At 60.9% G+C, this 21935-nt stretch carries 23 protein-coding genes and 1 pseudogene; 14 read left to right on the plus strand and 10 right to left on the minus strand.

What is annotated here, in order from left to right; all coding sequences use genetic code 11:
- Positions 1 to 46: 46 nt before the first annotated feature.
- The 3 genes from RCCGE510_RS11215 to RCCGE510_RS11225 form a co-directional block, all read right to left on the minus strand.
- Positions 47 to 238, minus strand: a complete 192-nt coding sequence (locus RCCGE510_RS11215) for a hypothetical protein (protein ID WP_007629977.1) — start codon at positions 236 to 238, stop codon at positions 47 to 49.
- Positions 235 to 900 carry an acyl-homoserine-lactone synthase gene (locus RCCGE510_RS11220; protein WP_007629978.1) on the minus strand — a complete coding sequence of 222 codons (666 nt, stop codon included), beginning with the start codon at positions 898 to 900 and terminating at the stop codon, positions 235 to 237. The genes RCCGE510_RS11215 and RCCGE510_RS11220 overlap by 4 nt, the downstream gene beginning before the upstream one ends.
- Positions 901 to 1000: 100 nt before the next feature.
- Positions 1001 to 1726 carry a LuxR family transcriptional regulator gene (locus RCCGE510_RS11225; protein WP_007629982.1) on the minus strand — a complete coding sequence of 242 codons (726 nt, stop codon included), beginning with the start codon at positions 1724 to 1726 and terminating at the stop codon, positions 1001 to 1003.
- A gap of 123 nt (positions 1727 to 1849) precedes the next feature.
- Between RCCGE510_RS11225 and RCCGE510_RS11230 the strand changes: the two genes are divergently transcribed.
- Entirely contained in the window at positions 1850 to 2044 is a 195-nt protein-coding gene (locus RCCGE510_RS11230) for a hypothetical protein (RefSeq protein ID WP_007629985.1), read from the plus strand.
- Between the two features lie 373 nt (positions 2045 to 2417).
- On the opposite strand, the pseudogene RCCGE510_RS33335 reads toward RCCGE510_RS11230, so the two are convergent.
- The 3 genes and pseudogenes from RCCGE510_RS33335 to RCCGE510_RS11240 form a co-directional block, all read right to left on the minus strand.
- Positions 2418 to 2716 (minus strand): annotated as a pseudogene (locus RCCGE510_RS33335) (GIY-YIG nuclease family protein).
- Between the two features lie 266 nt (positions 2717 to 2982).
- Positions 2983 to 3222, minus strand: coding sequence for a DUF2934 domain-containing protein (locus RCCGE510_RS11235; RefSeq protein ID WP_007629987.1), 240 nt, complete (start codon positions 3220 to 3222; stop codon positions 2983 to 2985).
- Between the two features lie 26 nt (positions 3223 to 3248).
- Entirely contained in the window at positions 3249 to 3491 is a 243-nt protein-coding gene (locus RCCGE510_RS11240) for a hypothetical protein (RefSeq protein WP_007629989.1), read from the minus strand.
- A 360-nt stretch (positions 3492 to 3851) separates the two neighbouring features.
- Here RCCGE510_RS11240 and RCCGE510_RS11245 point away from each other — a divergent pair, with 360 nt between their 5' ends.
- Complete coding sequence (locus RCCGE510_RS11245; RefSeq protein WP_007629990.1) at positions 3852 to 4235, plus strand: hypothetical protein; 384 nt, start codon at positions 3852 to 3854, stop codon at positions 4233 to 4235.
- A 117-nt stretch (positions 4236 to 4352) separates the two neighbouring features.
- Positions 4353 to 4763, plus strand: coding sequence for a DUF4174 domain-containing protein (locus tag RCCGE510_RS11250; protein WP_007629991.1), 411 nt, complete (start codon positions 4353 to 4355; stop codon positions 4761 to 4763).
- Positions 4764 to 4980: 217 nt separating this feature from the next.
- Here RCCGE510_RS11250 and RCCGE510_RS11255 read toward each other — a convergent pair whose 3' ends face one another.
- Positions 4981 to 5691 (minus strand): GntR family transcriptional regulator, encoded by a 711-nt coding sequence (locus tag RCCGE510_RS11255; RefSeq protein WP_007629994.1) that lies wholly within the window; start codon positions 5689 to 5691, stop codon positions 4981 to 4983.
- Between the two features lie 264 nt (positions 5692 to 5955).
- Between RCCGE510_RS11255 and RCCGE510_RS11260 the strand changes: the two genes are divergently transcribed.
- The 7 genes from RCCGE510_RS11260 (at position 5956) to RCCGE510_RS11290 (ending at position 12328) form a co-directional block, all read left to right on the plus strand.
- Positions 5956 to 7044 carry an ABC transporter ATP-binding protein gene (locus tag RCCGE510_RS11260; RefSeq protein ID WP_007629996.1) on the plus strand — a complete coding sequence of 363 codons (1089 nt, stop codon included), beginning with the start codon at positions 5956 to 5958 and terminating at the stop codon, positions 7042 to 7044.
- 48 nt (positions 7045 to 7092) lie between these two features.
- A complete protein-coding gene (locus tag RCCGE510_RS11265; RefSeq protein WP_007629998.1) occupies positions 7093 to 8391 on the plus strand; it encodes a PotD/PotF family extracellular solute-binding protein in 1299 nt (432 codons plus the stop codon).
- 261 nt (positions 8392 to 8652) lie between these two features.
- Complete coding sequence (locus tag RCCGE510_RS11270) at positions 8653 to 9558, plus strand: ABC transporter permease (protein ID WP_007630000.1); 906 nt, start codon at positions 8653 to 8655, stop codon at positions 9556 to 9558.
- Position 9559: 1 nt separating this feature from the next.
- Positions 9560 to 10381 (plus strand): ABC transporter permease, encoded by an 822-nt coding sequence (locus tag RCCGE510_RS11275; protein ID WP_007630001.1) that lies wholly within the window; start codon positions 9560 to 9562, stop codon positions 10379 to 10381.
- Position 10382: 1 nt separating this feature from the next.
- Positions 10383 to 11126: an aspartate/glutamate racemase family protein gene (locus RCCGE510_RS11280; RefSeq protein ID WP_007630002.1), complete on the plus strand. Its 744-nt coding sequence runs from the start codon at positions 10383 to 10385 to the stop codon at positions 11124 to 11126.
- 4 nt (positions 11127 to 11130) lie between these two features.
- On the plus strand, positions 11131 to 11742 hold the full coding sequence (locus tag RCCGE510_RS11285) for a flavin reductase family protein (protein WP_007630003.1): 612 nt from the start codon (positions 11131 to 11133) through the stop codon (positions 11740 to 11742).
- A 91-nt stretch (positions 11743 to 11833) separates the two neighbouring features.
- A complete protein-coding gene (locus RCCGE510_RS11290; RefSeq protein WP_007630004.1) occupies positions 11834 to 12328 on the plus strand; it encodes a heme-degrading domain-containing protein in 495 nt (164 codons plus the stop codon).
- A 40-nt stretch (positions 12329 to 12368) separates the two neighbouring features.
- Here RCCGE510_RS11290 and RCCGE510_RS11295 read toward each other — a convergent pair whose 3' ends face one another.
- On the minus strand, positions 12369 to 13613 hold the full coding sequence (locus RCCGE510_RS11295; RefSeq protein ID WP_007630005.1) for an AGE family epimerase/isomerase: 1245 nt from the start codon (positions 13611 to 13613) through the stop codon (positions 12369 to 12371).
- Positions 13614 to 13784: 171 nt separating this feature from the next.
- On the opposite strand from RCCGE510_RS11295, the gene metH reads away from it, so the two are divergent.
- The 3 genes from metH to RCCGE510_RS11310 all read left to right on the plus strand — a co-directional run bounded on the left by metH (position 13785) and on the right by RCCGE510_RS11310 (position 18386).
- The gene (gene metH / locus RCCGE510_RS11300; protein WP_007630006.1) at positions 13785 to 17558 is read left to right on the plus strand and encodes a methionine synthase; all 3774 of its coding nucleotides are present in this window, start codon (positions 13785 to 13787) and stop codon (positions 17556 to 17558) included.
- 196 nt (positions 17559 to 17754) lie between these two features.
- A complete protein-coding gene (locus tag RCCGE510_RS11305) occupies positions 17755 to 17988 on the plus strand; it encodes a type II toxin-antitoxin system prevent-host-death family antitoxin (RefSeq protein ID WP_007630008.1) in 234 nt (77 codons plus the stop codon).
- On the plus strand, positions 17985 to 18386 hold the full coding sequence (locus tag RCCGE510_RS11310) for a type II toxin-antitoxin system VapC family toxin (RefSeq protein ID WP_007630012.1): 402 nt from the start codon (positions 17985 to 17987) through the stop codon (positions 18384 to 18386). Before RCCGE510_RS11305 ends, RCCGE510_RS11310 begins: the two co-directional genes overlap by 4 nt.
- A 3-nt stretch (positions 18387 to 18389) precedes the next feature.
- Here RCCGE510_RS11310 and RCCGE510_RS11315 read toward each other — a convergent pair whose 3' ends face one another.
- A complete protein-coding gene (locus tag RCCGE510_RS11315; protein WP_007630014.1) occupies positions 18390 to 19154 on the minus strand; it encodes a GntR family transcriptional regulator in 765 nt (254 codons plus the stop codon).
- Positions 19151 to 20035 (minus strand): N-acetylglucosamine kinase, encoded by an 885-nt coding sequence (locus RCCGE510_RS11320; RefSeq protein ID WP_007630017.1) that lies wholly within the window; start codon positions 20033 to 20035, stop codon positions 19151 to 19153. Before RCCGE510_RS11320 ends, RCCGE510_RS11315 begins: the two co-directional genes overlap by 4 nt.
- Before the next feature lie 532 nt (positions 20036 to 20567).
- Between RCCGE510_RS11320 and RCCGE510_RS11325 the strand changes: the two genes are divergently transcribed.
- The gene (locus tag RCCGE510_RS11325; RefSeq protein ID WP_007630018.1) at positions 20568 to 21827 is read left to right on the plus strand and encodes an ABC transporter substrate-binding protein; all 1260 of its coding nucleotides are present in this window, start codon (positions 20568 to 20570) and stop codon (positions 21825 to 21827) included.
- Positions 21828 to 21935: the final 108 nt, after the last annotated feature.

Genomic DNA, 21935 nt, shown 5'->3' on the forward strand with positions numbered 1-21935 from the left:
CCGGGAGACATGCTCGTCTTCGGGCGCAGCGGAGGGGGTCGCGCCCTCAGCCGAAGCTGCTCTTCAGCGCCTCGTTCTCGTGGTGAGCCTTTTTTTCGTAGATCGTGAACAGCGCCATCGAGAGGAGATAGGAGAGGAAGGGATCCCCTATCTGCGTGGCGATGTCACGGGATGCGAGAACATGGCGCTCCAGCGCGCCGATGTCTTTTTGCGTAGCGGTTTCAACGAGGCGTTTCATGCTGCCATCTCCAGGAATTGGGTCACGACCGAGCGGGCCGGCACGTGTTTGATATAAAGGGGTAGGGTCAGGCCGAGGGCGGTGCGCATCTTGTGCAGCACGCGGTCCGACACTTCGAAGGCGCCGCAGCAGACGGGATACTTGCCGTAACCGTCTGCACGGCCGAGTTCTTCCACTTCGGCGCCGGCACGTTTGTAGACGCGCTTGAGATAGGGCTCGTAGTTGGAAATCATCGTGTGGATGCCGTGATCGAGCGCGCATTCGCAAAGCGCAAGCAGCATCATCGAGAAGGCCCGGCCGGCGTCGATATTGGGGAAATCCCTGGCGATCGCCTCCTCGTCGATGCACATGCGCGTGCCCTCCCAGATGCCCGGCGCGATAAGATCGGCGGCATCCGGAAAAGTCTCGCGGAAGACATCGTAGAGAAGGGTTGGGCCGGTCGTCGGCATCAGACGCATGCCGCCGTAAAGACGGGTGCGGCTGTCGTTGCACCAGACGAGATAGGCGGGAGCCAGCGCATCGTAGCTGTCACGCTCGTAAGGGCCGATGACGGGAACGTCCCAGCCGAGCGTATCGGCGAAGACCTGCTTGCGCAGGCGAAACATCTGATCGAGTACGGCAGCGTATTTCTGATACTCATGAGCCTGAATGATTACAAACATCTTGCCCTCCAGCGTTTGCAAGTTCGTGGAGAGCAGAATGGTTCAGACGGGCCGGATCGGAAATTCCCTCAGATGGGCCCCCTCAGATGAGGGGATCAGTTTAGGGATTTATGATGCGCAATTGCACGGCCCGCGAGGCAGCGGCCGAGATCGTGGCGCAGCCGAGCTTGAAGCGGGCGGTCTTCAAATAATCGCGGGTGGTGTGCTCGGAAATGCCCAATATGACCGAGATATCCTTGTAATCCTTGCCGAGTGCCGTCCAGTGCAGGCACTCGATCTCGCGCGGCGACAGTGACGGCACCGGATCGTTTTCGCCGTGCAGCTCATAGACCGCCTTGCGATGGATCAGATGGGCGATCTCGATCCATTCGTTGCGGCAGCGGCGGACAAGCTCAGCCCATTCGTCGGCCGGGATGCGGGTATTCACCGACAGGAGGGCGCGGCGCTGCGCCTTGTCGGCGACGGGAATGGAGTAGCCGTTGCCGCCAATGCCGTGCTTCTGGGCGTCGACCAGCATGGCATAGGCCTCCGGCGTCGGCTCGACCTCGCTCCAGTCGAACGGCAGTTGGCGTTCGAAGCCCTGCTTGACGATCGGATCGACCTTCACATAGCTGTTCAGGAGGTAGCGGGAGACCCAGGCATCCGGATAGGTGGTGCGCACGAAGGGCGAATCGATCTTGCTGGCGATCGTCTGGGCGAGGTGGTAGGTGACGAAATCGAGGCCATACTCCGTCTGAAGAACGCGGATCGCGCCATCCACATTGGCCGCAGCCTTGATCTGTTCGAAAGCGGACTCGAACTTTTCGCTATAGGTGTTCTCAGTCATTTCCACTGCCCCAATTCCCTCAATCCTACCGCGAGGACCGTCATAAATACAAGGCATCCCCCCATATGCGGGGAATGACAATCCGGGCTCCACCTGCTAGCGCCTTCCGTGAGGAGACCTCATATGGACAGCAAGAGACCATTCGAGATTGCCGAATGCCAACAGGCCGCCAAGGGCCTGAAATCCAGCTGGCAGGACATGGCAGGCTCCGAAGCGCTGATCCGCGCGCTCGTTGCCGAACGCAATGGCGATACCCCGCTGGCGCTGTTCTGGACCGAGGTCCACCGGGCGCTTTGCGTGGAAAACAGCGCTTTCTGACATGGCCTGCCCTGGCGGGCGCTTCAGGCTTTTCCCGATATTACAGGATCGGCGGGCACCGGAATTGGTGCCGCGGCGAGATGAAATCCGTGTCCCGCGAGTGACCACGTTTCGTTCTTATCCGTTTCCGATTTTGCGAAGAGAGTGTCGAGCGGCAATGGCGTTGGCGGGTGGGGGGAAAGCCCGTACTCCATGGATTTGTGTCAATATGGTTGACGAAGCGTTTCCAGTGTCCGGGGAAGCGGTTGCACTGTGCCATTGCGGAAGCTCCCGCGTACTGCTCATCACCCGCCCTCGTGGTTCGAGACGGCCCTGCGGGCCTCCTCCCCCGCAGGGGTCTCGAAGGACGAGGACGGCCACCGGCCACCCGCGCTCACCTGGCCTCTACCGGCCCTCGCTTCGACAATTCCGGCAAGGCCTCGTAATCCATGGCAATCAAGGCCTCCTTCTTGCGGCGCGACCAGCCTTTGATTTGCCGCTCGCGGGAGATGGCGTCGATGATGCGGTCATAGGTTTCGGCGAAGACGAGTTCGACCGGGAGGCGCGCTTGGCAGTGTAGCCGTCATAGGTCCCGGCATTGTGCTTCCAGACACGCGCCTCGATCTCCTGCTTGGTGAGGCCGGTGTAATACGAACCGTCGCTGCAGCGGAAGATGTAGACGGTGACTTCCATGGCAGGAAGCTAGCATGGGGGATTGAGCGGGCAGTAATCGTGCGATGCCGTGGGTGCGCCCCCCCACCCGCCCTCGTGGTTCGAGACGGCCCTGCAGGCCTCCGCACCATGACGGCTAGTTGTTGTGCCCTGCGGCTGGACTATCGGCGGTGGGGCGCTGCGTTCTCCGATCAGCCACAAGCCGCAACTTCCTCATCTTGAGGTGCCCCGCAGGGGCCTCGAGGGACGAGACCGGCCCCGGCGCAGAAGTCTATATGAGATAGCGGTCAGCCGACCTTGCTCGAAGGGTTGACCCAGTCGTGGTGGGGTATTTCGGGCTTTGGCTGCTTCGGGCGAAACTTCACCAGCACCTCGCGGCCGTCAACGGAGGCCTGTGTGCGTTCCAGCGCATTGCGTTCGGCAACCGCCTGACGCCAGTGATCGTCGTCACGCCCCTGCGGGCGGCCCTGTTCTTCCCAGATCGCGTAAGCTCTTTTGCTGATCCATTCATGACGTCTGTTGCTCATCTATCCGTTCCATTCGTTAAAGGTGTTTATTCGGCAATTCTGTCCTGCGGAGCCGGTCTGTCCTGCGGAACCGGTCTGTCCTGGCGAACCGGCAGGCGGCGCTTGGCGGCCATCAGCAGATCGAGCTCGATCGATGAGGGCCCAAAACGGGTGAACAGGCTTTCGGCCTGATCGCTCAACAGGCCATATTTGGAAGCGAATTCATCAAGGCTGTACGGCCGGCCGCGCAGGATCCTGCTTCGGCGCTCCGGTTCGCGGATTTGCGTCATTGGTGATTACCCCAGACTGTTTTTCAAATGTGAGAACAAAACAGATTACAGCGACAAAAGTTCCGTGAATTTTCAGGGTTTTTTCGCCCACTCGTGCCATAGCGGGGCAATCTGGAGCTGCAGCATGGATTTTCCAGAATGGTCGGCGCAGGGAAAATTTCAACTAAAAAATGCAAGAATATCAGCGTGTTATGGAATTGGCTTCCGGGGTTGCCGATAAATGGGCTTTACCCCGGCGCGTTAGTCTATAGAATCAATCGTGTTAATCGGTTCGCAGGGGCGGCAAAAACGTTGCGTTCCCCGCGTTGGCGCGACCGATACCGGAGGACTTTGGCTTCAACCCATCAAGAGGAGACAGACATGATGAATGCCCTGCCGCCACTTCATGACGGCCATGCGCCGTTTACCCTCCAGCAGCTGTTTCGCGAAGCGCTCTATGCCTTCGAGGAATGGGACAGCGAACTGACCGAACCGATCGTGACTTACGAAGGACGGATCATCCCCATCGGCTTCGTTTTCGAAGCCATGCGCGAATGCACAGACATCGTGCCGATGAATATCGTCGGCGCAGTTACCGAACGGCTGACCAAGCCGTGGGAGGGCGAAGGCCCGCTCGACCAGATGACCTTCTCGACGGCGGCGCGTGTGATGCGCGTGCTGGTGCGCAAGCGCCTTCATGCCAACGGCACGGTCGATCTCGTCGCCGTTTCGGCTCACACATCCGAAGACCAGAGCCGCGACTGATTTGGATGAGGATCGCGGCGATGGCTGCGATCCTTTTCCGCGTCCTGGCGGAACCTCGCCCATTGCCAGCCGTTTTACCGGCAGGCCCGCCGCCAGTGCGGGTGAGGAATGAGCATCATGCTGAAATCCATCGTTCATGAAATCATCGGAGCTCCGCGGCGTGAGCCGGAGCTTCCGCAATCGCTCGAGCAGTTTCGCGACAGGAAGCGGGTGCTGATCATCTTTGCCGATGCGCAGGACGACCGCGCCGTCATTCAGGACGAATGGCTGCGGAACGCGCATATGCGCCTCATCGAGGAAGATGTCGAGGTTTTCATCATCGCCGGCGGCGGTGCTTTCTCGCTGTTCGACGACGGCTCCGAACTCGATGCCGACGATGTAAGAGAGCGGCTGCAAGGGCCGCCATCCGGCGCGTTCGGGCTGATCCTGGTCGGCCGCGACGGGGCAGTGAAGCTGCGCTCGAGCGAGCCGCGGACCGCGGAGGATATCTTCGCGGCTTTTGAGATGCTGCCACAGACGCCTTGGTAGTGTTTCGACCCTTCGCTTGACGCGCGACGGAGCGTGGCGAAAGCCGCGCGGCCGGCGTCTTTGCATGCTTATCGCTCGAAGGGCATTCCTAAAGCGTGTCGCGATCTTTCAGATTCGCTTGTCACGCTTGAGGTCTTTGTTTTTACGCATGTCTTTGCGGCAAAAGCGCTTTGCGCTTTGCCTGGCAAAACCGCAGCACACTTTTGCGAGACATGCTCTAAAGTTCGAAGGCTTCCTTGAGGCCGAGGCTCTTGCGTTCGCGCAGGTCGAGATCGGCCTCGATATGAGCGATGTGATGCAGCATCAGCTGGCAGGCGCGGTCGAGTTCGTTGCTTTCGATCGCCGAGATGATCTCGCCATGTTCGGAATGGCCGCAGCTCGAGGCGGTCGACTGGCCATAGAGCGCGATCACCAGGGACGAGCGGGCAACGAGTTCCTCCATGAAGCGCTGCATGATCGCATTGCCGGATATGACCGCCAGCATCAGGTGGAAATCGCCGGATGCCTTGATTTCGGCGCGGCGCGCCGTCTGTCCACGCTCGCTCATCAGCCGGCCTTCTTCCAGCAACAGCTCTCTCAGATCTTTGATGTCATCCGGAGTGATCCGCGCCGCTGCTTCGCGCAACAGGCCGGGCTCGACCAAGCGGCGGGCTGAGAAAATCTGGCGGGCTTCTTCAGGCGAGGGATAGGCGACAAAGGCGCCGCGGTTCTTTTCGACGTTGACGAGGCCCTCATAGGAGAGCGCCTGCAAAGCGGCGCGGGCGAGCGTGCGGCTGACGTTGAAGAGATTGCCGACATCGCTTTCGGAAAGCTTGGTGCCGGGCGAAAGCCTGCGTTCGACGATCGCCGTGCGAATGGCGTCGCGGATCTGTTGCGCGCCGGTTTCGGCGGGTTCTTCGGCCTGCTGAGCCGTGGCGGCGGATTTCATCAAATCATTCCCTGATGGCGGGCAAACCATATCTGGCTTCGCGGCAAAAGTTAAATGAATTTGTGCCCGAAATGCCGGTTGAATTGTATACAATTTTTTATAAAAATTGAGCACGATAGCCTAAATCATGTGCAGACACTGTCTCGCTCAAAATTTTGTTCGTGGGCTTGTCGTCGATAAAATCTTTGTATCACAAGAGCTTGGTTGGGTGCGAGGGAAACTGGCACGGCGGATGCATCGTCTTTTCCAAACAGGGGAAGCATGATGTCGAAAGCGGCAGAGATCGATATAGTATCCGTTTCGAAGGTCTACGGCGCGACGACGGCGGTCGATGAGATCAGCCTGAAGATTCCGGCCGGTTCCTATTGCTGCTTCCTCGGCCCGTCGGGCTGCGGCAAGACCTCGACGCTGCGGATGATCGCCGGCCACGAGAGTATTTCGTCGGGCGATATCCGTCTCGGCAATGTCGTCGTCACCGATTTTCCGCCGGCCAGGCGCGGAACGGCGATGATGTTCCAGTCCTATGCGCTGTTCCCGCATCTCGATCTGATCGACAATGTCGCTTTCAGCTTGAAGATGAAGGGCGTCGACAAGGCGGAACGTCGGGCCAAGGCGCTCGAGATGTTGAAGCTGATGCAGATGGAGTCCTATGCCGTCAGGCGCCCGGCCCAGCTTTCCGGCGGCCAGCAACAGCGCGTGGCGCTGGCGCGCGCGCTGATCACCGATCCTGAAGCGTTGCTGCTCGACGAGCCGCTTTCGGCGCTCGATCCATTTTTGAAGATCCGCATGCGCGCCGAACTCAAGAAACTACAGAAGTCGCTCGGCATCACTTTCGTGCACGTCACCCACAGCCAGGAAGAGGCGATGGCGCTCGCCGATGTCATTGTCATCATGAATGACGGAAGGATCGAGCAGGCGGCCGCACCGCGCGAGATTTTCGAAAAGCCGGCGACCGCCTTCGTCGCCCGGTTCATGGGCGATCACAATGTGCTCACCGGCCGGGTGACGTCGAGCGAGAACGGCGTGCTCGTCATGGCCGTGCCGGAGGGGCAGAGCTTTTCGGTGCGCGGAACCGGCAGAGAGGTTGGAGAGCCTGTCGATATCGGTATCCGCACAGACCGCGTCCGCCTGCAGGTGGCGACCGAATGGACGCTCGGCTTCGACGGCATCGTCTCCAACATCGAATATCGCGGCTCTTCGGTGAAGATCACCGTCGTCGGCGCCGGCAGCGACGACTTCACGGTCATATCAGACGATAGCGATTATTTCGCCCGGCCGGTCGCGGTCGGCGACGCCGTCTCGCTTAGCTGGGCGCTCGAGGATGCCGTGCTGCTCGGCCGCGCTTCCGGATGAACACCATCGACAACCAAACTTGCCCATCCAACAAAAAGGGGAACTGATATGACGACTGAAACGACATCGACCAAGGCTGCGAAGGGCCTTTCCCGCCGCACGTTGCTGAAGACGGGTGCTGCCGCCGTCGGCGCTATCGCCGGCTCCGGCGCCATCACCGGCTTTCCCATGATCTGGGCGCAGTCGAACATCACGCTTCGCCAGTTCGGCACCGGTGTTTCGAACATCAATGCCATCGCCGAAAAGTGCAAGGCCGATCTCGGCATCACGCTGGAGATGACGGCGACCGATTCCGATGCCGCCGCCCAGCGCGCCGTCACCCAGCCGGACAGCTACGACATTGCCGACATCGAATACTGGATCGCCAAGAAGGTGTTTCCAACGGGCGTGATGCAACCGATGGACGTCAAGAAACTGAAATATTACGACAAGATCGTGCCGCTGTTCATCAATGGCAAGCTAAAGGCGGACAGCGTTATCGCCCAAGGCACTGCGCCGCACACGGTCGGCTTCGTCGAAGCGCAGGGTTCGAAGAAATTCGCCAAGGAGCCGACGCAGTGGATGACGATGGTTCCCACAATCTACAATGCTGATACGCTCGGCATCCGCCCCGACCTCACCGGCCGTCCGATCACCAGCTGGGCCGATATTCTCGATCCGGCTTTCAAGGGCAAGACCGCGATCCTCAACATTCCGTCGATCGGCATCATGGATGCGGCGATGATCATGGAAGCCTCCGGCAAGATCAAATATGCCGACAAGGGCAACATGACCAAGGCAGAGATCGACAAGACGATCGAATTCCTGATCAAGACCAAGGGCGACGGCCAGTTCCGCGCTTTCTGGAAGTCGTTCGACGAGTCGGTCAACCTGATGGCCTCGGGTGAAGTCGTCATCCAGTCGATGTGGTCGCCGGCCGTGGCCGCCGTCCGCTCCAAGGGCATTGCCTGCACCTTTCAGCCGCTCAAAGAAGGCTATCGCGCCTGGGGCGGTGGTCTCGGCCTTGCCTCGCACCTCAAGGGCGCTCAGCTCGATGCGGCTTACGAATACATCAACTGGTACACGTCCGGCTGGGTCGGCGGCTACCTCAACCGCCAGGGCTACTATTCTGCTGCCATGGACACCGCCAAGGGGTTCATGTCGGCCGACGAATGGGGCTACTGGATCGAAGGAAAGCCGGCCCAGGGCGATATCCTGTCTCCCGAGGGCAAGGTGATGGAGAAGGCCGGCGCCGTGCGTGACGGCGGCTCCTTCGAAGCCCGCATGGGTGCAGTCGCCTGCTGGAACTCCGTGATGGACGAAGACCGCTACATGGTCCGCCGCTGGAACGAGTTCATCGCGGCGTAAGGCGTCTGCCGCTTTCCCCTCCCCAACCCTCCCCACAAGGGGGAGGGAGCCCGGCGAGGGTGCGGCAAAAAACTCCCTCCCCCTTGTGGGGAGGGTTGGGGAGGGGTCGTTTGAACCTTCTCTATTTGAAAGCAAGATCCGCGGTGGCCCGGACGTTGCCGCGATTCCTCTTCTCCCCAGCGGGGAGAAGGTGCCGGCAGGCGGATGAGGGGGCGCCACGCGCCTTCGTCCAACCTGAAGTAATCAGAACGGAGAACGGGTATGGCAACTATCGCAGCGGAAACGGAGGAAGGACGGCAGGCCGGGCGCAGACTGAGCCTCTCCCCGTCCGCCATCTCCTATCTCCAGGCGATGCCGCTGATCGGCATTCTCGGCTTCTTCTTCCTGCTGCCGATCGCCATGATATCGGTCGTCAGCTTCTGGGATTACGATTTCGCCGGCCTCTATCCCGATTTCCTCACCATGAACTATACCGACACGCTCGGTTCGTGGGTGACGTGGAAGACCTATCTCAACACTCTGAAATTCACTGCGATCGTCTGGGGGCTGACGCTTTTCATCGGTTTCTGGGTGGCCTATTTCCTGGCCTTCCACATCCGCAAGACCTCGACGCAGATGATCCTCTTTCTCGTCTGCACCGTGCCGTTCATGACCTCGAACATCATCCGGATGATTTCGTGGATCCCGGTGCTCGGGCGCAATGGTCTCGTCAATTCGGCGCTGATTGAGATGGGAATCATCCCGCAGCCGATCGAATGGCTGCTCTATTCCGATTTCGCCGTCGTGCTCGCCATGGTGCATCTCTATACGCTGTTCATGGTGACGCCGATCTTCAACACGCTGATGCGTATCGACCGTTCGCTATTCGAGGCGGCCCGCGATGCCGGCGCGTCGGGCTGGCAGGTGCTGTGGAACGTCGTCATTCCGCTGGCCAAACCCGGCATGGCGATCGGCACGATCTTTGTCGTCACGCTGGTCATGGCCGACTTTTCGACGGTGCAGGTAATGTCCGGCGGCCAGAGCGCCTCGGTGGCGCTGATGATGAAGAACCAGATGTCGCTGCTGCAATATCCGGCCGCGGCCGCCAATGCCGTGGTGCTGCTTGCCGTGGTGCTTTTGATGGTCGCGGCCATCCTGCGTGTCGTCGACATCCGCAAGGAGCTTTGAGATGAACCACGAAAAACGCGGCCTCGAATTCTATCTGCTGGCGATCTTCTTCATCATCTTCGTGCTGTTCCTCTACGGGCCGCTTTCGGCGATCCTGATCCTCTCCTTCCAGGGGCCGGACGGTGGTCTGACCTTCCCGATGAACGGGATGTCCACGCACTGGTTCTTCAACCTGTTCGAGAAGCAGGCGGTCGGCGATTTCGGCGCCTCCTTCCGGCGCTCCTTCACCCTCGGGCTGATGGTGATGGTGGTGACAGTCACCGTGTCGCTGCTCGCCGGCCTTGCCTTCCGCCGCCGTTTTCCAGGTTCGACCGCGCTGTTTTACGCCACCGTCGCAAGTCTCGTGGTGCCGTCGATCATCATTTCGCTCGGCATCGGCGTCGTCTTCCAGGAGGGAGGGCTGAGGCCCGCCTGGTATTCATCGGCCTTCGGCGCGCATCTGACCTGGACGCTGCCGTTCGGCGTGCTGATCATGTTTGCCGTCTTCAACCGCTTCTCGCCGGCCTATGAAGAGGCGGCCCGCGATCTTGGCGCCAGTTCGTGGCAGACCTTTTGCCATGTGGTGCTGCCGATGATCGCCCCGAGCCTGATCGGCGTCGGTCTGTTCGGCTTCACGCTCTCCTATGACGAATTCGCCCGTACGCTAATGACCTCGGGCAGCTACAATACGCTGCCGCTCGAAATCTATGGCATGACGACCAATGTCACGACGCCGGTGCTCTATGCGCTGGGCACGGTGACGACGCTGTTTTCCTTCACCATCATTCTCATTGCGCTCGGCATCATGACCATGCTCGGCCGGCGGCAGGCAAAGATAGACTGACATGCGCATTCTCATCGTCAATCCGAACACCACGGCCTCCATGACCGAGAAGGCCGCCACCGCCGCACGCGCGGTGGCGGCTTCCGGAACCGAGATTATCGCCGCCACCTCGCGCATGGGGCCTGTCTCCATCGAGGGCCATTATGACGGCGCGCTGGCGATCCCCGGTCTGCTCACCGAACTCAAGGAGCGGCAGTCGACCGGCTACGACGCGGCTGTCATCGCCTGCTTTGACGATACCGGGCTGGAGGCGGCACGGAGCTTTGCCGACGTGCCGATCCTCGGGCTTTGCGAATCCGCCGTGGCGACCGCCGGTTTCTTGGCGCAGCGCTTCACCGTGGTGACGACGCTGGAACGGTCGCGGGTGCTGATCGACAATCTGGTCCGCCGTTACGGCATGGGCGATCGCGCCAAGGTGCGCGCCTGCGATATCCCGGTGCTGGAGCTGGAAGATGCGGCTTCGGGCGCGATCGGTAAGCTCCGGGCCGAGATCGAGCGGGCACTGTTGGAGGACGGCGCCGAGGCGATCGTGCTCGGCTGCGCCGGCATGACCGATCTGGCGCGCGAGTTGCAAGCGATCTACGGCGTGCCGGTCGTCGATGGTGTCGCGGCGGCCGTCAAGCAGGCCGAGGCCCTGGTGTCGCTTAAGCTTTCCACCAGTAAGCGCGGCTCCTATGCCTCGCCGCTGCCGAAAACCTTTACCGGGGCGATGAGCGGATTCTCGCCAGTCCGGAAGGTTAGCTGATCCCATGGCCATGTCCTTCGACTTTGAGCAGCTCTCGGAGCGCGAGCGTTACAAGCTGATGATCGGCACGATCATTCCGCGGCCGATCGCGCTAGTGACGACGGTCGACGAGCACGGCCGGATCAACGCGGCGCCTTTCAGTTTTTTCAACTGCCTTTCGGCCGATCCGCCGATCCTGGCGATCGGTGTCGAAAACAATGCCGACATGTCGTTCAAGGACACCGGCCACAATATCCGCATGACCGAGGTCTTCACGGTCAACATCGTCTCCTTCGCCATCGCCGAGGCCATGCATGTCTGCGGCGCCAAATATCCCCGCGGCGTCGACGAGCTGAAGGAGGCGGGCTTGACGGCGATGCCGGGTGAGAAGGTGGCTTCGCCTTGGATTGCCGAGGCGCCGGCCGCCTTCGAATGCCGGCGGCATGTGACCCTGGAGCTCGGCCGCTCGCGGCAGATCGTCATGGGCGAGATCGTCTATGCGCACTATCGCGATGGCGTCGTCGATCCCGAACGGTTGCATGTCGATCCGGCCGCGCTCGATGCCATTGCGAGGCTCGGGGGCGACACCTGCGCCACAACACGCGATCGTTTCGAGATGCTGACGCCGAAGTTCTGACAGGTGAGGTAGGCCTAAGTTTTTGCTTTACATTTTCGCTGTCGGCGAGAATTGTCTGCAGCGGATTATCGCGGCAGAGGAGCGCTTGCCCATGACAATCGAGGACGATCTCAGCCGGATTGCGGAGCAGGAGAATGTCCTGAGCTTCGACGCCTTCGACCTGACGACGGCATGGCAGCTCGGCAAACTGCTGCAGGAACTCGCCACCGAGCGCGGCCTTGGTATCGCGATCGACGTGACCCTGCATGCAATGCCGGTCTTCTATGCGGCATTGCCCGGTGTGACGCCCGATAACGTCAACTGGGTCCGTCGCAAGCGCAACATGGTGCTGCGCTATTTCCGCAGCAGTTATGCCTCCGGCCTGAAGCTCAGGAAGGACGGGAAGACCGTCGAGGATAACGGGCTTTCCGGCGACGATTATGCGCCGCACGGCGGCAGTTTCCCGATCAACGTCAAGGGCACCGGCTGCATCGGCGCGGTCACCGTCTCCGGCCTGCCGCAACGCGACGACCACAATCTCGCGGTTGAGGCCCTGGCGCTGATGCTGGCCAAGGATCTGGATACGCTGCGGCTCGCCCCGCTCTAACGGGTCTGCCCATTCAGCCCGGCCCCGGGTTACTCAGTCCTCAGATCCTGCCGTCGGCCTCCGCGATGCCTTTCGTCAGGCTGCCGGTTGCCGGGAAAAGCGGGATGAGGCAGGCCTGCAGGGCATGATAGATATCGCCCTTGCCGGGGAAGAGCGCGTGCGAGGGAACGAGGTCTTCCGTCAGCTCTTCGTGCCAGCCGCCGTTCTTGTGGTCGATGAAGGCGCGCTCGATAACGTTCCAGATCTTGCGGTAGCTGTCTTCGTGGAAATCGCTCGGAAGGTGTTCGTTGAGGAAATGGGCGGCGGCGGCACCCTCGCAGGCCGGCCACCAGAGCTTGTTGCGCTTGGCGGGCTGGTCGTCCCAATCAAGCGTATAGAAGAAGCCGCCCTTGTCGTTATCCCAGCCGAGTGCCATGGATTGTGCGAAAAGCGCCTTGGCCGCATCCGGCAGCCATTCGATGCGTTTGCCGCCGAGCGTCCAGAGCTGCAGGATCAGGCGGGCCCATTCCAGCCAGTGGCCGGGCGTCGTGCCGGCCGGGCGGAACATTTCGTTCGGATGATAGTAGTTCTTGTCGAGGTTCCATTCGGCATCGAAATGCTCGGCGACGCGCCAATCGACCGAGCCGGCCTGGCGGCGGATGACGAGATCGGCGATGCTTTCGGCCTTGGTCAGATATTGCCTGTCGCCGGTGGCTTCGAAGGCGGCCATCAGCGCTTCGGTCAGGTGCATGTTGGAGTTCTGGCCGCGATAGGTGCCGCCGTCGAGCGGCTGCCAGTCGGCGGTGAATTCCTCGGCGATGGCGCCGTGCTTTGCTTCCCAGAACTTGGTGTTGAGGATCTCGGTGATATCGTCAAGCATGCCGTCGGCCAGCGGATGGCCGATGGTCTTTGCGGAGGAGGCGGCCAGCAGCACGAAAGCATGGCCATAACCCTGCTTATTGGTATCGACGGGACCGTCATTGTCCAGCGACCAGAAATAGCCGCCGTTTTTCCTGTCGCGATGATGGTTCCAGAGATAGTCCATGCCGTGGTCGACGAGGTCGGCAGCACCCGGACGGCCGAGCAGCGTGCCGATCGAGAAGCAATGCACCGCGCGCGCCGCGATATGGATGCCGCGCACCTGGCCCTCGGCATCGAGAGGTCTGCCGGTATCGTCGAGATCGTAGAAGCCGCCCTTGGGGTTGAGCGAATTGTGCTGGAAGAAATCGAAGAGACCGTTTGCCTGGGCAAGCAGCCAGCCACGATGATAGGCGCGGCTCGTCCAGTTTCCAAGCACGGGTGCCATGACACTTCCTCCGATTTCGTGCGCGATGCTTTTGAAATGCCTATATAGAGGCCATTCGAGTCTGTCATCGGGCCAGGCTTGCAAAGCACGAAATCGACAGGCATATATTGACATAAAGATATCTTTATGTGATTTGGACTGTCTGGTCTTACGACGTCAAGGAGCCCTCCCGTGTTTGACACCCTCTTTGGTCCGGAAACGGGCAAACGTGACGGCAATGAAGTTTTCGCAGCGTTGCGCAAAGCTGCGAGCGAGCGCATCCTTGTCCTCGATGGCGCCATGGGCACGCAGATCCAGGGGCTCGGTTATGACGAGGACCAGTTCCGCGGAACGCGCTTCATCGGCTGCGCCTGCCATCAGAAGGGCAATAACGACCTTCTGATCCTGACCCAGCCCGATGCGATCGAAGAGATCCATTACCGATACGCCAAGGCCGGCGCCGATATCCTCGAGACCAACACCTTCTCCTCGACCCGCATTGCGCAGGCCGATTATGCGATGGAAAATGCGGTCTACGACCTCAATAAGGAAGGCGCCGAGATCGTGCGCCGGGCAGCCCAGCGCGCCGAGCGCGAGGATGGCCGCCGCCGCTTCGTCGCCGGCGCCATCGGCCCGACCAACCGCACCGCCTCGATCTCGCCGGATGTCAACAATCCCGGCTTTCGCGCCGTGAGCTTCGACGATCTGCGCATTGCCTATGGCGAGCAGATCGACGGGCTGATCGACGGCGGCGCCGATATCATCCTGATCGAGACGATCTTCGACACGCTGAACGCCAAGGCGGCAATCTTTGCCTGCGAGGAGCGCTTCGAGGCCAAGGGCGTGCGCCTGCCGGTGATGATCTCCGGCACGATCACCGACCTTTCCGGCCGGACACTCTCCGGCCAGACGCCGTCGGCCTTCTGGAACTCGGTGCGCCACGCCAATCCGTTCACGATCGGGCTCAACTGCGCGCTCGGCGCCAATGCGATGCGCCCGCACCTGCAGGAACTGTCCGGCGTCGCCGACACCTTCATCTGCGCCTATCCGAATGCCGGCCTGCCGAACGAATTCGGCCAGTACGACGAAACGCCGGAGCTGATGGCGGCGCAGATCGACAGCTTCGCCCGCGAGGGCCTAGTCAATATCGTCGGCGGCTGCTGCGGCTCGACACCTGAACATATCAGGGCAATCGCCGAGACCGTCGCCAAATACAAGCCACGGCCGATTCCCGAGCATCGCCCCTTTATGTCGCTGTCGGGCCTCGAACCTTTCGAGCTGACCAAGGATATTCCCTTCGTCAATGTCGGCGAGCGCACCAACGTCACCGGTTCGGCGAAGTTCCGCAAGCTGATCACCAATGCCGATTACACCGCAGCCCTCGATGTGGCGCGCGACCAGGTCGAAAACGGCGCGCAGGTGATCGACATCAATATGGACGAGGGGCTGATCGATTCCGAAAAGGCGATGGTCGAGTTCCTCAACCTGATTGCCGCCGAGCCCGATATCGCCCGCGTGCCCGTGATGATCGATAGTTCGAAATTCTCGATCATCGAATCCGGCCTGAAGCGCGTCCAGGGCAAGCCGATCGTCAACTCGATCTCGCTGAAAGAAGGCGAGGAGAATTTCCTCGCCCAGGCGCGGCTGCTACACAATTACGGTGCCGCCGTCGTCGTCATGGCCTTCGACGAGACGGGGCAGGCGGACAGCTACGAGCGCAAGGTGGAAATCTGCACGCGCGCCTACAAGCTCTTGACCGAAAAGATCGGTTTCCCGCCTGAGGATATCATCTTCGACCCGAACATTTTCGCGGTCGCCACCGGTATCGAAGAGCACAATAACTACGGCGTCGATTTCATCGAGGCGACGCGGACGATCCGTGAGCGCATGCCGCTCGTGCATATCTCCGGCGGCGTCTCCAACCTGTCCTTCTCGTTCCGCGGCAACGAGCCGGTGCGCGAGGCGATGCACGCTGTGTTCCTCTACCACGCCATCCAGGCGGGCATGGACATGGGCATCGTCAATGCCGGCCAGCTTGCCGTCTACGACAATATCGATCCCGAGCTGCGCGAGGCCTGCGAAGACGTGGTGCTGAACCGCCGTCCCGACGGCACCGAGCGGCTGCTCGAAGTGGCCGAGCGCTTCCGGGGCGCTGGCGCCAGGGAAGGCCGGGTTCAGGACCTCTCGTGGCGCGAATGGAGCGTCGAGAAGCGTCTCGAGCATGCGCTGGTCAACGGCATAACCGAATATATCGAAGCCGATACCGAGGAAGCCCGCCTGCAGGCCGCCCGTCCGCTGCATGTCATCGAGGGACCGCTGATGGCCGGCATGAACGTCGTCGGCGATCTGTTCGGCTCGGGCAAGATGTTCCTGCCGCAGGTGGTCAAGTCTGCGCGCGTCATGAAGCAGGCGGTCGCCGTGCTGCTGCCTCACATGGAAGAGGAAAAGCGCCTGAACGGCGGCGAAGAGCGCCGGTCGGCCGGCAAGATCCTGATGGCGACGGTCAAGGGCGACGTGCACGATATCGGCAAGAACATCGTCGGCGTCGTGCTTGCCTGCAACAATTACGAGATCGTCGACCTCGGCGTCATGGTGCCGGCGACGAAGATCCTCGAAACGGCGATCGCCGAAAAAGTCGACGTCATCGGTCTTTCCGGCCTGATCACCCCGTCGCTCGACGAGATGGTGCATGTCGCAGCCGAAATGGAGCGACAGGGTTTCGAGATCCCGCTGTTGATCGGCGGGGCGACGACCAGCCGCGTGCATACGGCCGTGAAGATCCATCCGGGCTACAACAAGGGGCAGGCGATCTACGTCACCGATGCGAGCCGCGCCGTCGGCGTCGTCTCGGCGCTGCTGTCGCCAGAGGCGCGCCGCGGCTATGTCGACGATATAAGAGCCGAGTATGCCAAGGTGGCGGCGGCTCATGCGCGCAGCGAGGCCGAGAAGGTGCGCCTGCCATTGCCGCGGGCTCGCGAGAATGCACATAAGGTCGACTGGTCCGGCTACCAGCCGACGAAGCCGCAGTTCTTCGGCACGCAAGTGTTCGAGGATTACGATCTGGCTGAGCTTGCCAAATATATCGACTGGACGCCGTTCTTCCAGACATGGGAACTGCGCGGCCGTTACCCCGCCATTCTCGAGGACGAAAAGCAGGGCGAAGCAGCCCGCGCGCTCTGGGCCGATGCGCAGGCGATGCTCAAGAAGATCATCGACGAGAAGTGGTTCCGCCCGCGCGCCGTCATCGGCTTCTGGCCGGCCGGCGCCGTCGGTGACGATATCCGCCTGTTTACGGACGAGAGCCGCAGCCAGGAGCTTGCCACCTTCTACACGCTGCGCCAGCAGCTTTCGAAACGGGACGGGCGGCCGAACGTGGCGCTCTCCGATTTCGTCGCGCCGGTTTCGAGCGGTGTTCAGGATTATGTCGGCGGCTTCGTGGTGACGGCCGGCATCGAGGAAATCGCCATTGCCGAGCGTTTCGAACGGGCGAATGACGATTATTCTTCGATCCTGGTCAAGGCGCTGGCCGACCGCTTCGCCGAAGCCTTCGCCGAGCGCATGCATGAGCAGGTGCGCCGCGAATATTGGGGCTATGCGAAGGACGAGACGCTCAGCAAAGAGGATCTCATCACCGAAGCCTATGCCGGTATCCGCCCGGCGCCCGGTTATCCCGCGCAGCCCGATCACACCGAAAAGGCAACGCTCTTCAAGCTGCTCGATGCCGAAAAAGCGGCCGGCGTGAAGCTGACGGAGAGCTATGCGATGTGGCCTGGTTCCTCGGTCTCCGGCCTCTATATCGGCCACCCCGACTCCTATTATTTCGGCGTCGCCAAGGTGGAGCGCGATCAGGTGGAAGACTATGCCAGGCGCAAGGGCATGGAGATCTCAGAAATCGAGCGCTGGCTCGGACCGGTGCTCAACTACGTGCCGCGCAAGACGGGCGCGGAGATCGAAGACGCGGCCTGATTTGCCGAGTCTTCGCAGTCGCTTGGGGCGGCGTGCTCAAGGAATGATTCAATAATCGAAAGCCGGGGAGTGGTTCACTTTCTGGCTTTATGATTTTGATGCCGCTCAATAATTGACGAAATTCAGGCAGTATGAATGCGATAGCGGAATTGTCGATAAGGTGGTATGGTTAGCCAAGTTAGCTAATGAGACCGCGATGCAGGTGACCATTCATGCCGCCAAGACCAATCTGTCGAAATTGATCGACGCCGCCCTTTCCGGAGAGGAAGTGGTGATCGCCAAAGGGCGCAAGCCGGTCGTGAAGATCATACCGATTACGCAGTCCTCCTTCAAAATCGGGTTGCTCAAGGGCCAACTCGCTGGAAAGGGGCCGGATTTCTTCGAGCCCATGGATGAGAGCGACCTTTCAGCCTGGGAAGGGGCCGAGTGAATTCGCTTTTGCTCGACACCCATGCCTGGGCATGGTCGCTGAGCGGCGACGAACGTCTCTCGGTCAAGGCGGTCGCTTTGATCGAAAAGGCGGAAACTATTCTCGTCAGCCCGATATCCCTGTTTGAAATCAGTCAGAAGGTTCGTCTCGGTAAATGGCCGGAGATGGAGCCTTTCATCGGCCGGCTGCCGGAACTGCTGCAGGAACAGGGCGGCATTACCGTGGCGCTGACACCGGAAATTTGTCTGGCCGCAGCCATGATGGACTGGGCGCATCGCGATCCGTTCGATCGGTTTCTTGCGGCGACCGCCATGCAGAATGGGATACCGATTATCTCTGCCGACGCGGTTTTCGATGAACTCGTCGGCAATCCGCTTTGGATCGCCCGCTTCTGGTAATGCTTACGTTACCCCGATCGTCAGCTCGGCGACGAAATCGTAGGCATCGCCTCGATAGAGTGAGCGGGTGAATTCCACGGCGCGGCCGGAGCCGAGATAGGAAATACGTTCGATCGACAGGCCGGCGGCGCCGACGGAGACGCCGAGAAGCTGGGCGTCGGCTTCCTTCATGTTGGTCGCCGAAATGCGCTGCACGGCGCGCACGGGGCGGACCTGAAGGCGTTCGAGTTCGGCATAGAGCGAATTGGTGACGACGGAAGGATCGGGCAGGAATTCGCCGGAGACGCTGGCATTCTCGATCGCCAGCGGCTGGTCATCGGCGATGCGCAGGCGGGAGAGGCGTGAAACCTTCACGTCGGTGCCGAGACCGAGGATCATCATCTCGTCGGGCGAGGGGGTGTGGACGCCCTTGTGCAGCCATTCGGAGCGGGAGGACATGCCGCGGCGCGCCATGTCCTCGGTGAAGGAGGTAAGCTGCGACAGGCGTTGCTCGACCCTGGAGACCGGCTTGGCGACGAAGGTGCCCGAACCGTGGCGGCGTACCAGCAGGCCGTCGGCGACGAGTTCGTCGATCGCCTTGCGCACGGTGACCCGGCTGACGGCGGCAAACTCGGCGATGTCGCGCTCCGGCGGCAGCGCATCGCCGTGACCGAGCGTTCCGGTGCGCACGGCCTCTTCGAGCCTGCGGCGCAGCTTGACGTAGAGCGGACCGGTGCCGGCTGCCTGCAGGCGCTCAAGGGACAGGAGGGTGGCGAGGTCGTCGGTCATGCCGCACCTCTCTGCCGGTCGTTGAGGTGCTTGACGGCCAGTTCCACCGCACCCTGCAGGGCATCGGCCTTCGGCTTGGCAAGCCGAGACTTGTAGCGTTCGGAAAGCCATGGTTCATAGGCGTCCGCGAGCCCGCCGAGCAGGCAGATCGACGGGCATTCCGGCCAGAGCAACGCGTCGAGGCTTTCGCCGATTGCCATTGATGCATCGGTGACGATGCTGATCGCGACGGCATCGCTCTTGGCAGCATATTCGAAGACGATGGGCGCGTAACGGGCAAAATCCGTCGGTCTTGCCGAATGCGCGAATTCGACGATGCGTTCAGGATCGTTGCCATATTCCGCCAGAACCGCTTCGGTGATCGGTGAAGCCGGGCGCACGCCGTCATGGGCAAGCAGCGATCGTTCCATTAGATCGCGGCCGAGCCGGGCGCCGCTTGCCTGATCGCCGACAATAGAGCCCCAGCCGCCGATGCCGTTCAGCCGGCCGTTCCTGCGGGCATTATAGACCGAGCCTGTGCCGAAGGCGCCGACAATGCCGTCGGCATCGCCGAGCGCGCCCTGCAGGGCAATCAGCGCATCGGTGACAACTAGGCCTCCGGCAAAGGGCAGGGCTTGTTCGATCCGCCTGCCGTAATCGCCGACATTGGCGCCGGCGACGCCGACAATCGATGCAACGGAGGAGATGGTTTCAGCGGCCAGCCCGGCATCAAGCAACGCCTGCCGGGCGGATTCGACGATATTGAGAAGAGAGTTTTCCAGATCGGACAGGATGTTGGCAGGACCTGATTTGCCGCGGCCGATGATATTGCCATCTCTGTCCGCGACAGCCGCCCGGCAGCTCGTTCCACCGCCGTCTATGCCGATTGCAAGCTCCGTCATCGGGCCTCCGAATACGCCGTTCCCCATGTTTTTATTACAATACCAAAAAAATACCATTTACCAAGTGGGAATGATCGAGAAAATGATCTTTTTATCACATTGATTTTGCTTGATAAAATTTTTTTAATGAATTTTTGATGGCCAAAAAGTTAAATTCGGCTGGACAATTGGTATTTTTTTGGACTTAATTCGGCAAAAGGGAACAGCACATCGAAGCCCATGAAAACCGGCAGCAAAGCCAAGCCGGAACCGCTTCGAGGATGATCGAGAAACGACCCCGTCAGCCGTCAGGCTGGTGGCGAAGCTCAGGTATCCATCGGCTTTTCCCAAGCTTTTCGTCTCGCCCGGTGCAGACCATCGTGCAGGGCGCGCCTTCCGGCCGCAGGCAGTCCGCCTTCGCGGTTATCGAGCTTTCGGGGCCGGCAGTCGCTGGCGGTCCTCCAAGGGGCATTGGGTGTTTCCTCAGGCACGCCAACTGCTTGTTTCAGATCGAAAACGGCGCCTTCCGGCGCTTAAAACACAGGAGAGGGAAATGAAAAATACTGCTCTGAAAAGCTTGCTGCTTGCCTCCAGTCTGCTGAGTTCTGCGGGCTTCGTCCACGCCGCCGACGTCACGCTGACGGTCGAAAGCTGGCGTAACGACGACCTGCAAATCTGGCAGGAAAAAATCATCCCGGCTTTCGAAGCGAAGAACCCGGGCATCAAGATCGTCTTCTCGCCGACCGCGCCGACCGAATACAACGCGTCGCTGAACGCCAAGCTCGATGCCGGCTCTGCAGGCGACATCATCACCTGCCGCCCGTTCGATGCCTCGCTCGAACTCTTCAATAAGAAGCAGCTCGCCGACATCACCAGCCTTACCGGCATGGAGAATTTCTCGCCGGTCGCCAAGGCCGCCTGGAGCACTGACGACGGCAAGTCGACCTTCTGCGTGCCGATGGCTTCGGTCATCCACGGCTTCATCTATAATAAGGATGCCTTCGACAAGCTCGGCATCTCTGTACCGAAGACGCAGGATGAGTTCTACGCAGCGCTCGACAAGATCAAGGCCGACGGCACCTACATCCCGCTCGCCATGGGCACCAAGGACCTCTGGGAAGCCGCCACCATGGGCTACCAGAACATCGGCCCGAACTACTGGAAGGGTGAGGACGGCCGCGCCGCACTGATCTCCGGCAAGCAGAAGCTGACGGATGCCGACTGGGTCAAGCCCTATGAAGAGCTTGCCAAGTGGAAGCCTTATCTCGGCGACGGCTTCGAAGCGCAGACTTACTCCGACAGCCAGAACCTCTTCACGCTCGGCCGTGCAGCGATCTATCCCGCCGGTTCGTGGGAAATCTCGTTGTTCAACAGCCAGGCCCAGTTCAAGATGGGCGCCTTCCCGCCGCCGGTTCCAAAGGCCGGCGACACCGGCTACATTTCCGACCATCCGGATATCGGCGTTGCCCTGAACGCGAAGAGCACCCATGCCGAGGAAGCCAAGAAGTTCCTCACCTGGGTCGCTTCGCCTGAATTCGCCGATATTTATGCCAACGCGCTGCCGGGCTTCTTCAGCTTGAACTCCAACCCGGTCAAGATGTCCGATCCGCTTGCTCAGGAATTCGTTTCCTGGCGCGGGCCGTACAAGTCGACCGTGCGCTCGACCTACCAGATCCTGTCGCGCGGCAAGCCGAACCTGGAAAACGAGACCTGGGTTGAATCGGCCAATGTGATCAACGGCACGGATACGCCGCAGGTCGCTGCCGAGAAGCTGCAGAAGGGCCTCGACAGCTGGTACAAGCCGGCCAAGTGAATGTGTGTTGAGGGGCGGCGTTTGCAGCCCCTCATCCGGCCTGCCGGCCACCTTCTCCCCGCTTGCGGGGAGAAGGAGACTCGCAGCGACCTCCCAGCCCGGTATGGC

This window comes from Rhizobium sp. CCGE 510 (genome assembly GCF_000292525.1).
Taxonomy (GTDB): Bacteria; Pseudomonadota; Alphaproteobacteria; order Rhizobiales; family Rhizobiaceae; genus Rhizobium.

Bases quoted from the DNA above. Each gene is read 5' to 3' on its own strand.
- RCCGE510_RS11215 (WP_007629977.1), bottom strand. From the start codon at position 238: ATGAAACGCCTCGTTGAAACCGCTACGCAAAAAGACATCGGCGCGCTG.
- RCCGE510_RS11220 (WP_007629978.1), bottom strand. From the start codon at position 900: ATGTTTGTAATCATTCAGGCTCATGAGTATCAGAAATACGCTGCCGTA.
- RCCGE510_RS11225 (WP_007629982.1), bottom strand. From the start codon at position 1,726: ATGACTGAGAACACCTATAGCGAAAAGTTCGAGTCCGCTTTCGAACAG.
- RCCGE510_RS11230 (WP_007629985.1), top strand. From the start codon at position 1,850: ATGGACAGCAAGAGACCATTCGAGATTGCCGAATGCCAACAGGCCGCC.
- RCCGE510_RS11235 (WP_007629987.1), bottom strand. From the start codon at position 3,222: ATGAGCAACAGACGTCATGAATGGATCAGCAAAAGAGCTTACGCGATC.
- RCCGE510_RS11240 (WP_007629989.1), bottom strand. From the start codon at position 3,491: ATGACGCAAATCCGCGAACCGGAGCGCCGAAGCAGGATCCTGCGCGGC.
- RCCGE510_RS11245 (WP_007629990.1), top strand. From the start codon at position 3,852: ATGATGAATGCCCTGCCGCCACTTCATGACGGCCATGCGCCGTTTACC.
- RCCGE510_RS11250 (WP_007629991.1), top strand. From the start codon at position 4,353: ATGCTGAAATCCATCGTTCATGAAATCATCGGAGCTCCGCGGCGTGAG.
- RCCGE510_RS11255 (WP_007629994.1), bottom strand. From the start codon at position 5,691: ATGAAATCCGCCGCCACGGCTCAGCAGGCCGAAGAACCCGCCGAAACC.
- RCCGE510_RS11260 (WP_007629996.1), top strand. From the start codon at position 5,956: ATGTCGAAAGCGGCAGAGATCGATATAGTATCCGTTTCGAAGGTCTAC.
- RCCGE510_RS11265 (WP_007629998.1), top strand. From the start codon at position 7,093: ATGACGACTGAAACGACATCGACCAAGGCTGCGAAGGGCCTTTCCCGC.
- RCCGE510_RS11270 (WP_007630000.1), top strand. From the start codon at position 8,653: ATGGCAACTATCGCAGCGGAAACGGAGGAAGGACGGCAGGCCGGGCGC.
- RCCGE510_RS11275 (WP_007630001.1), top strand. From the start codon at position 9,560: ATGAACCACGAAAAACGCGGCCTCGAATTCTATCTGCTGGCGATCTTC.
- RCCGE510_RS11280 (WP_007630002.1), top strand. From the start codon at position 10,383: ATGCGCATTCTCATCGTCAATCCGAACACCACGGCCTCCATGACCGAG.
- RCCGE510_RS11285 (WP_007630003.1), top strand. From the start codon at position 11,131: ATGGCCATGTCCTTCGACTTTGAGCAGCTCTCGGAGCGCGAGCGTTAC.
- RCCGE510_RS11290 (WP_007630004.1), top strand. From the start codon at position 11,834: ATGACAATCGAGGACGATCTCAGCCGGATTGCGGAGCAGGAGAATGTC.
- RCCGE510_RS11295 (WP_007630005.1), bottom strand. From the start codon at position 13,613: ATGGCACCCGTGCTTGGAAACTGGACGAGCCGCGCCTATCATCGTGGC.
- RCCGE510_RS11305 (WP_007630008.1), top strand. From the start codon at position 17,755: ATGCAGGTGACCATTCATGCCGCCAAGACCAATCTGTCGAAATTGATC.
- RCCGE510_RS11315 (WP_007630014.1), bottom strand. From the start codon at position 19,154: ATGACCGACGACCTCGCCACCCTCCTGTCCCTTGAGCGCCTGCAGGCA.
- RCCGE510_RS11320 (WP_007630017.1), bottom strand. From the start codon at position 20,035: ATGACGGAGCTTGCAATCGGCATAGACGGCGGTGGAACGAGCTGCCGG.
- RCCGE510_RS11325 (WP_007630018.1), top strand. From the start codon at position 20,568: ATGAAAAATACTGCTCTGAAAAGCTTGCTGCTTGCCTCCAGTCTGCTG.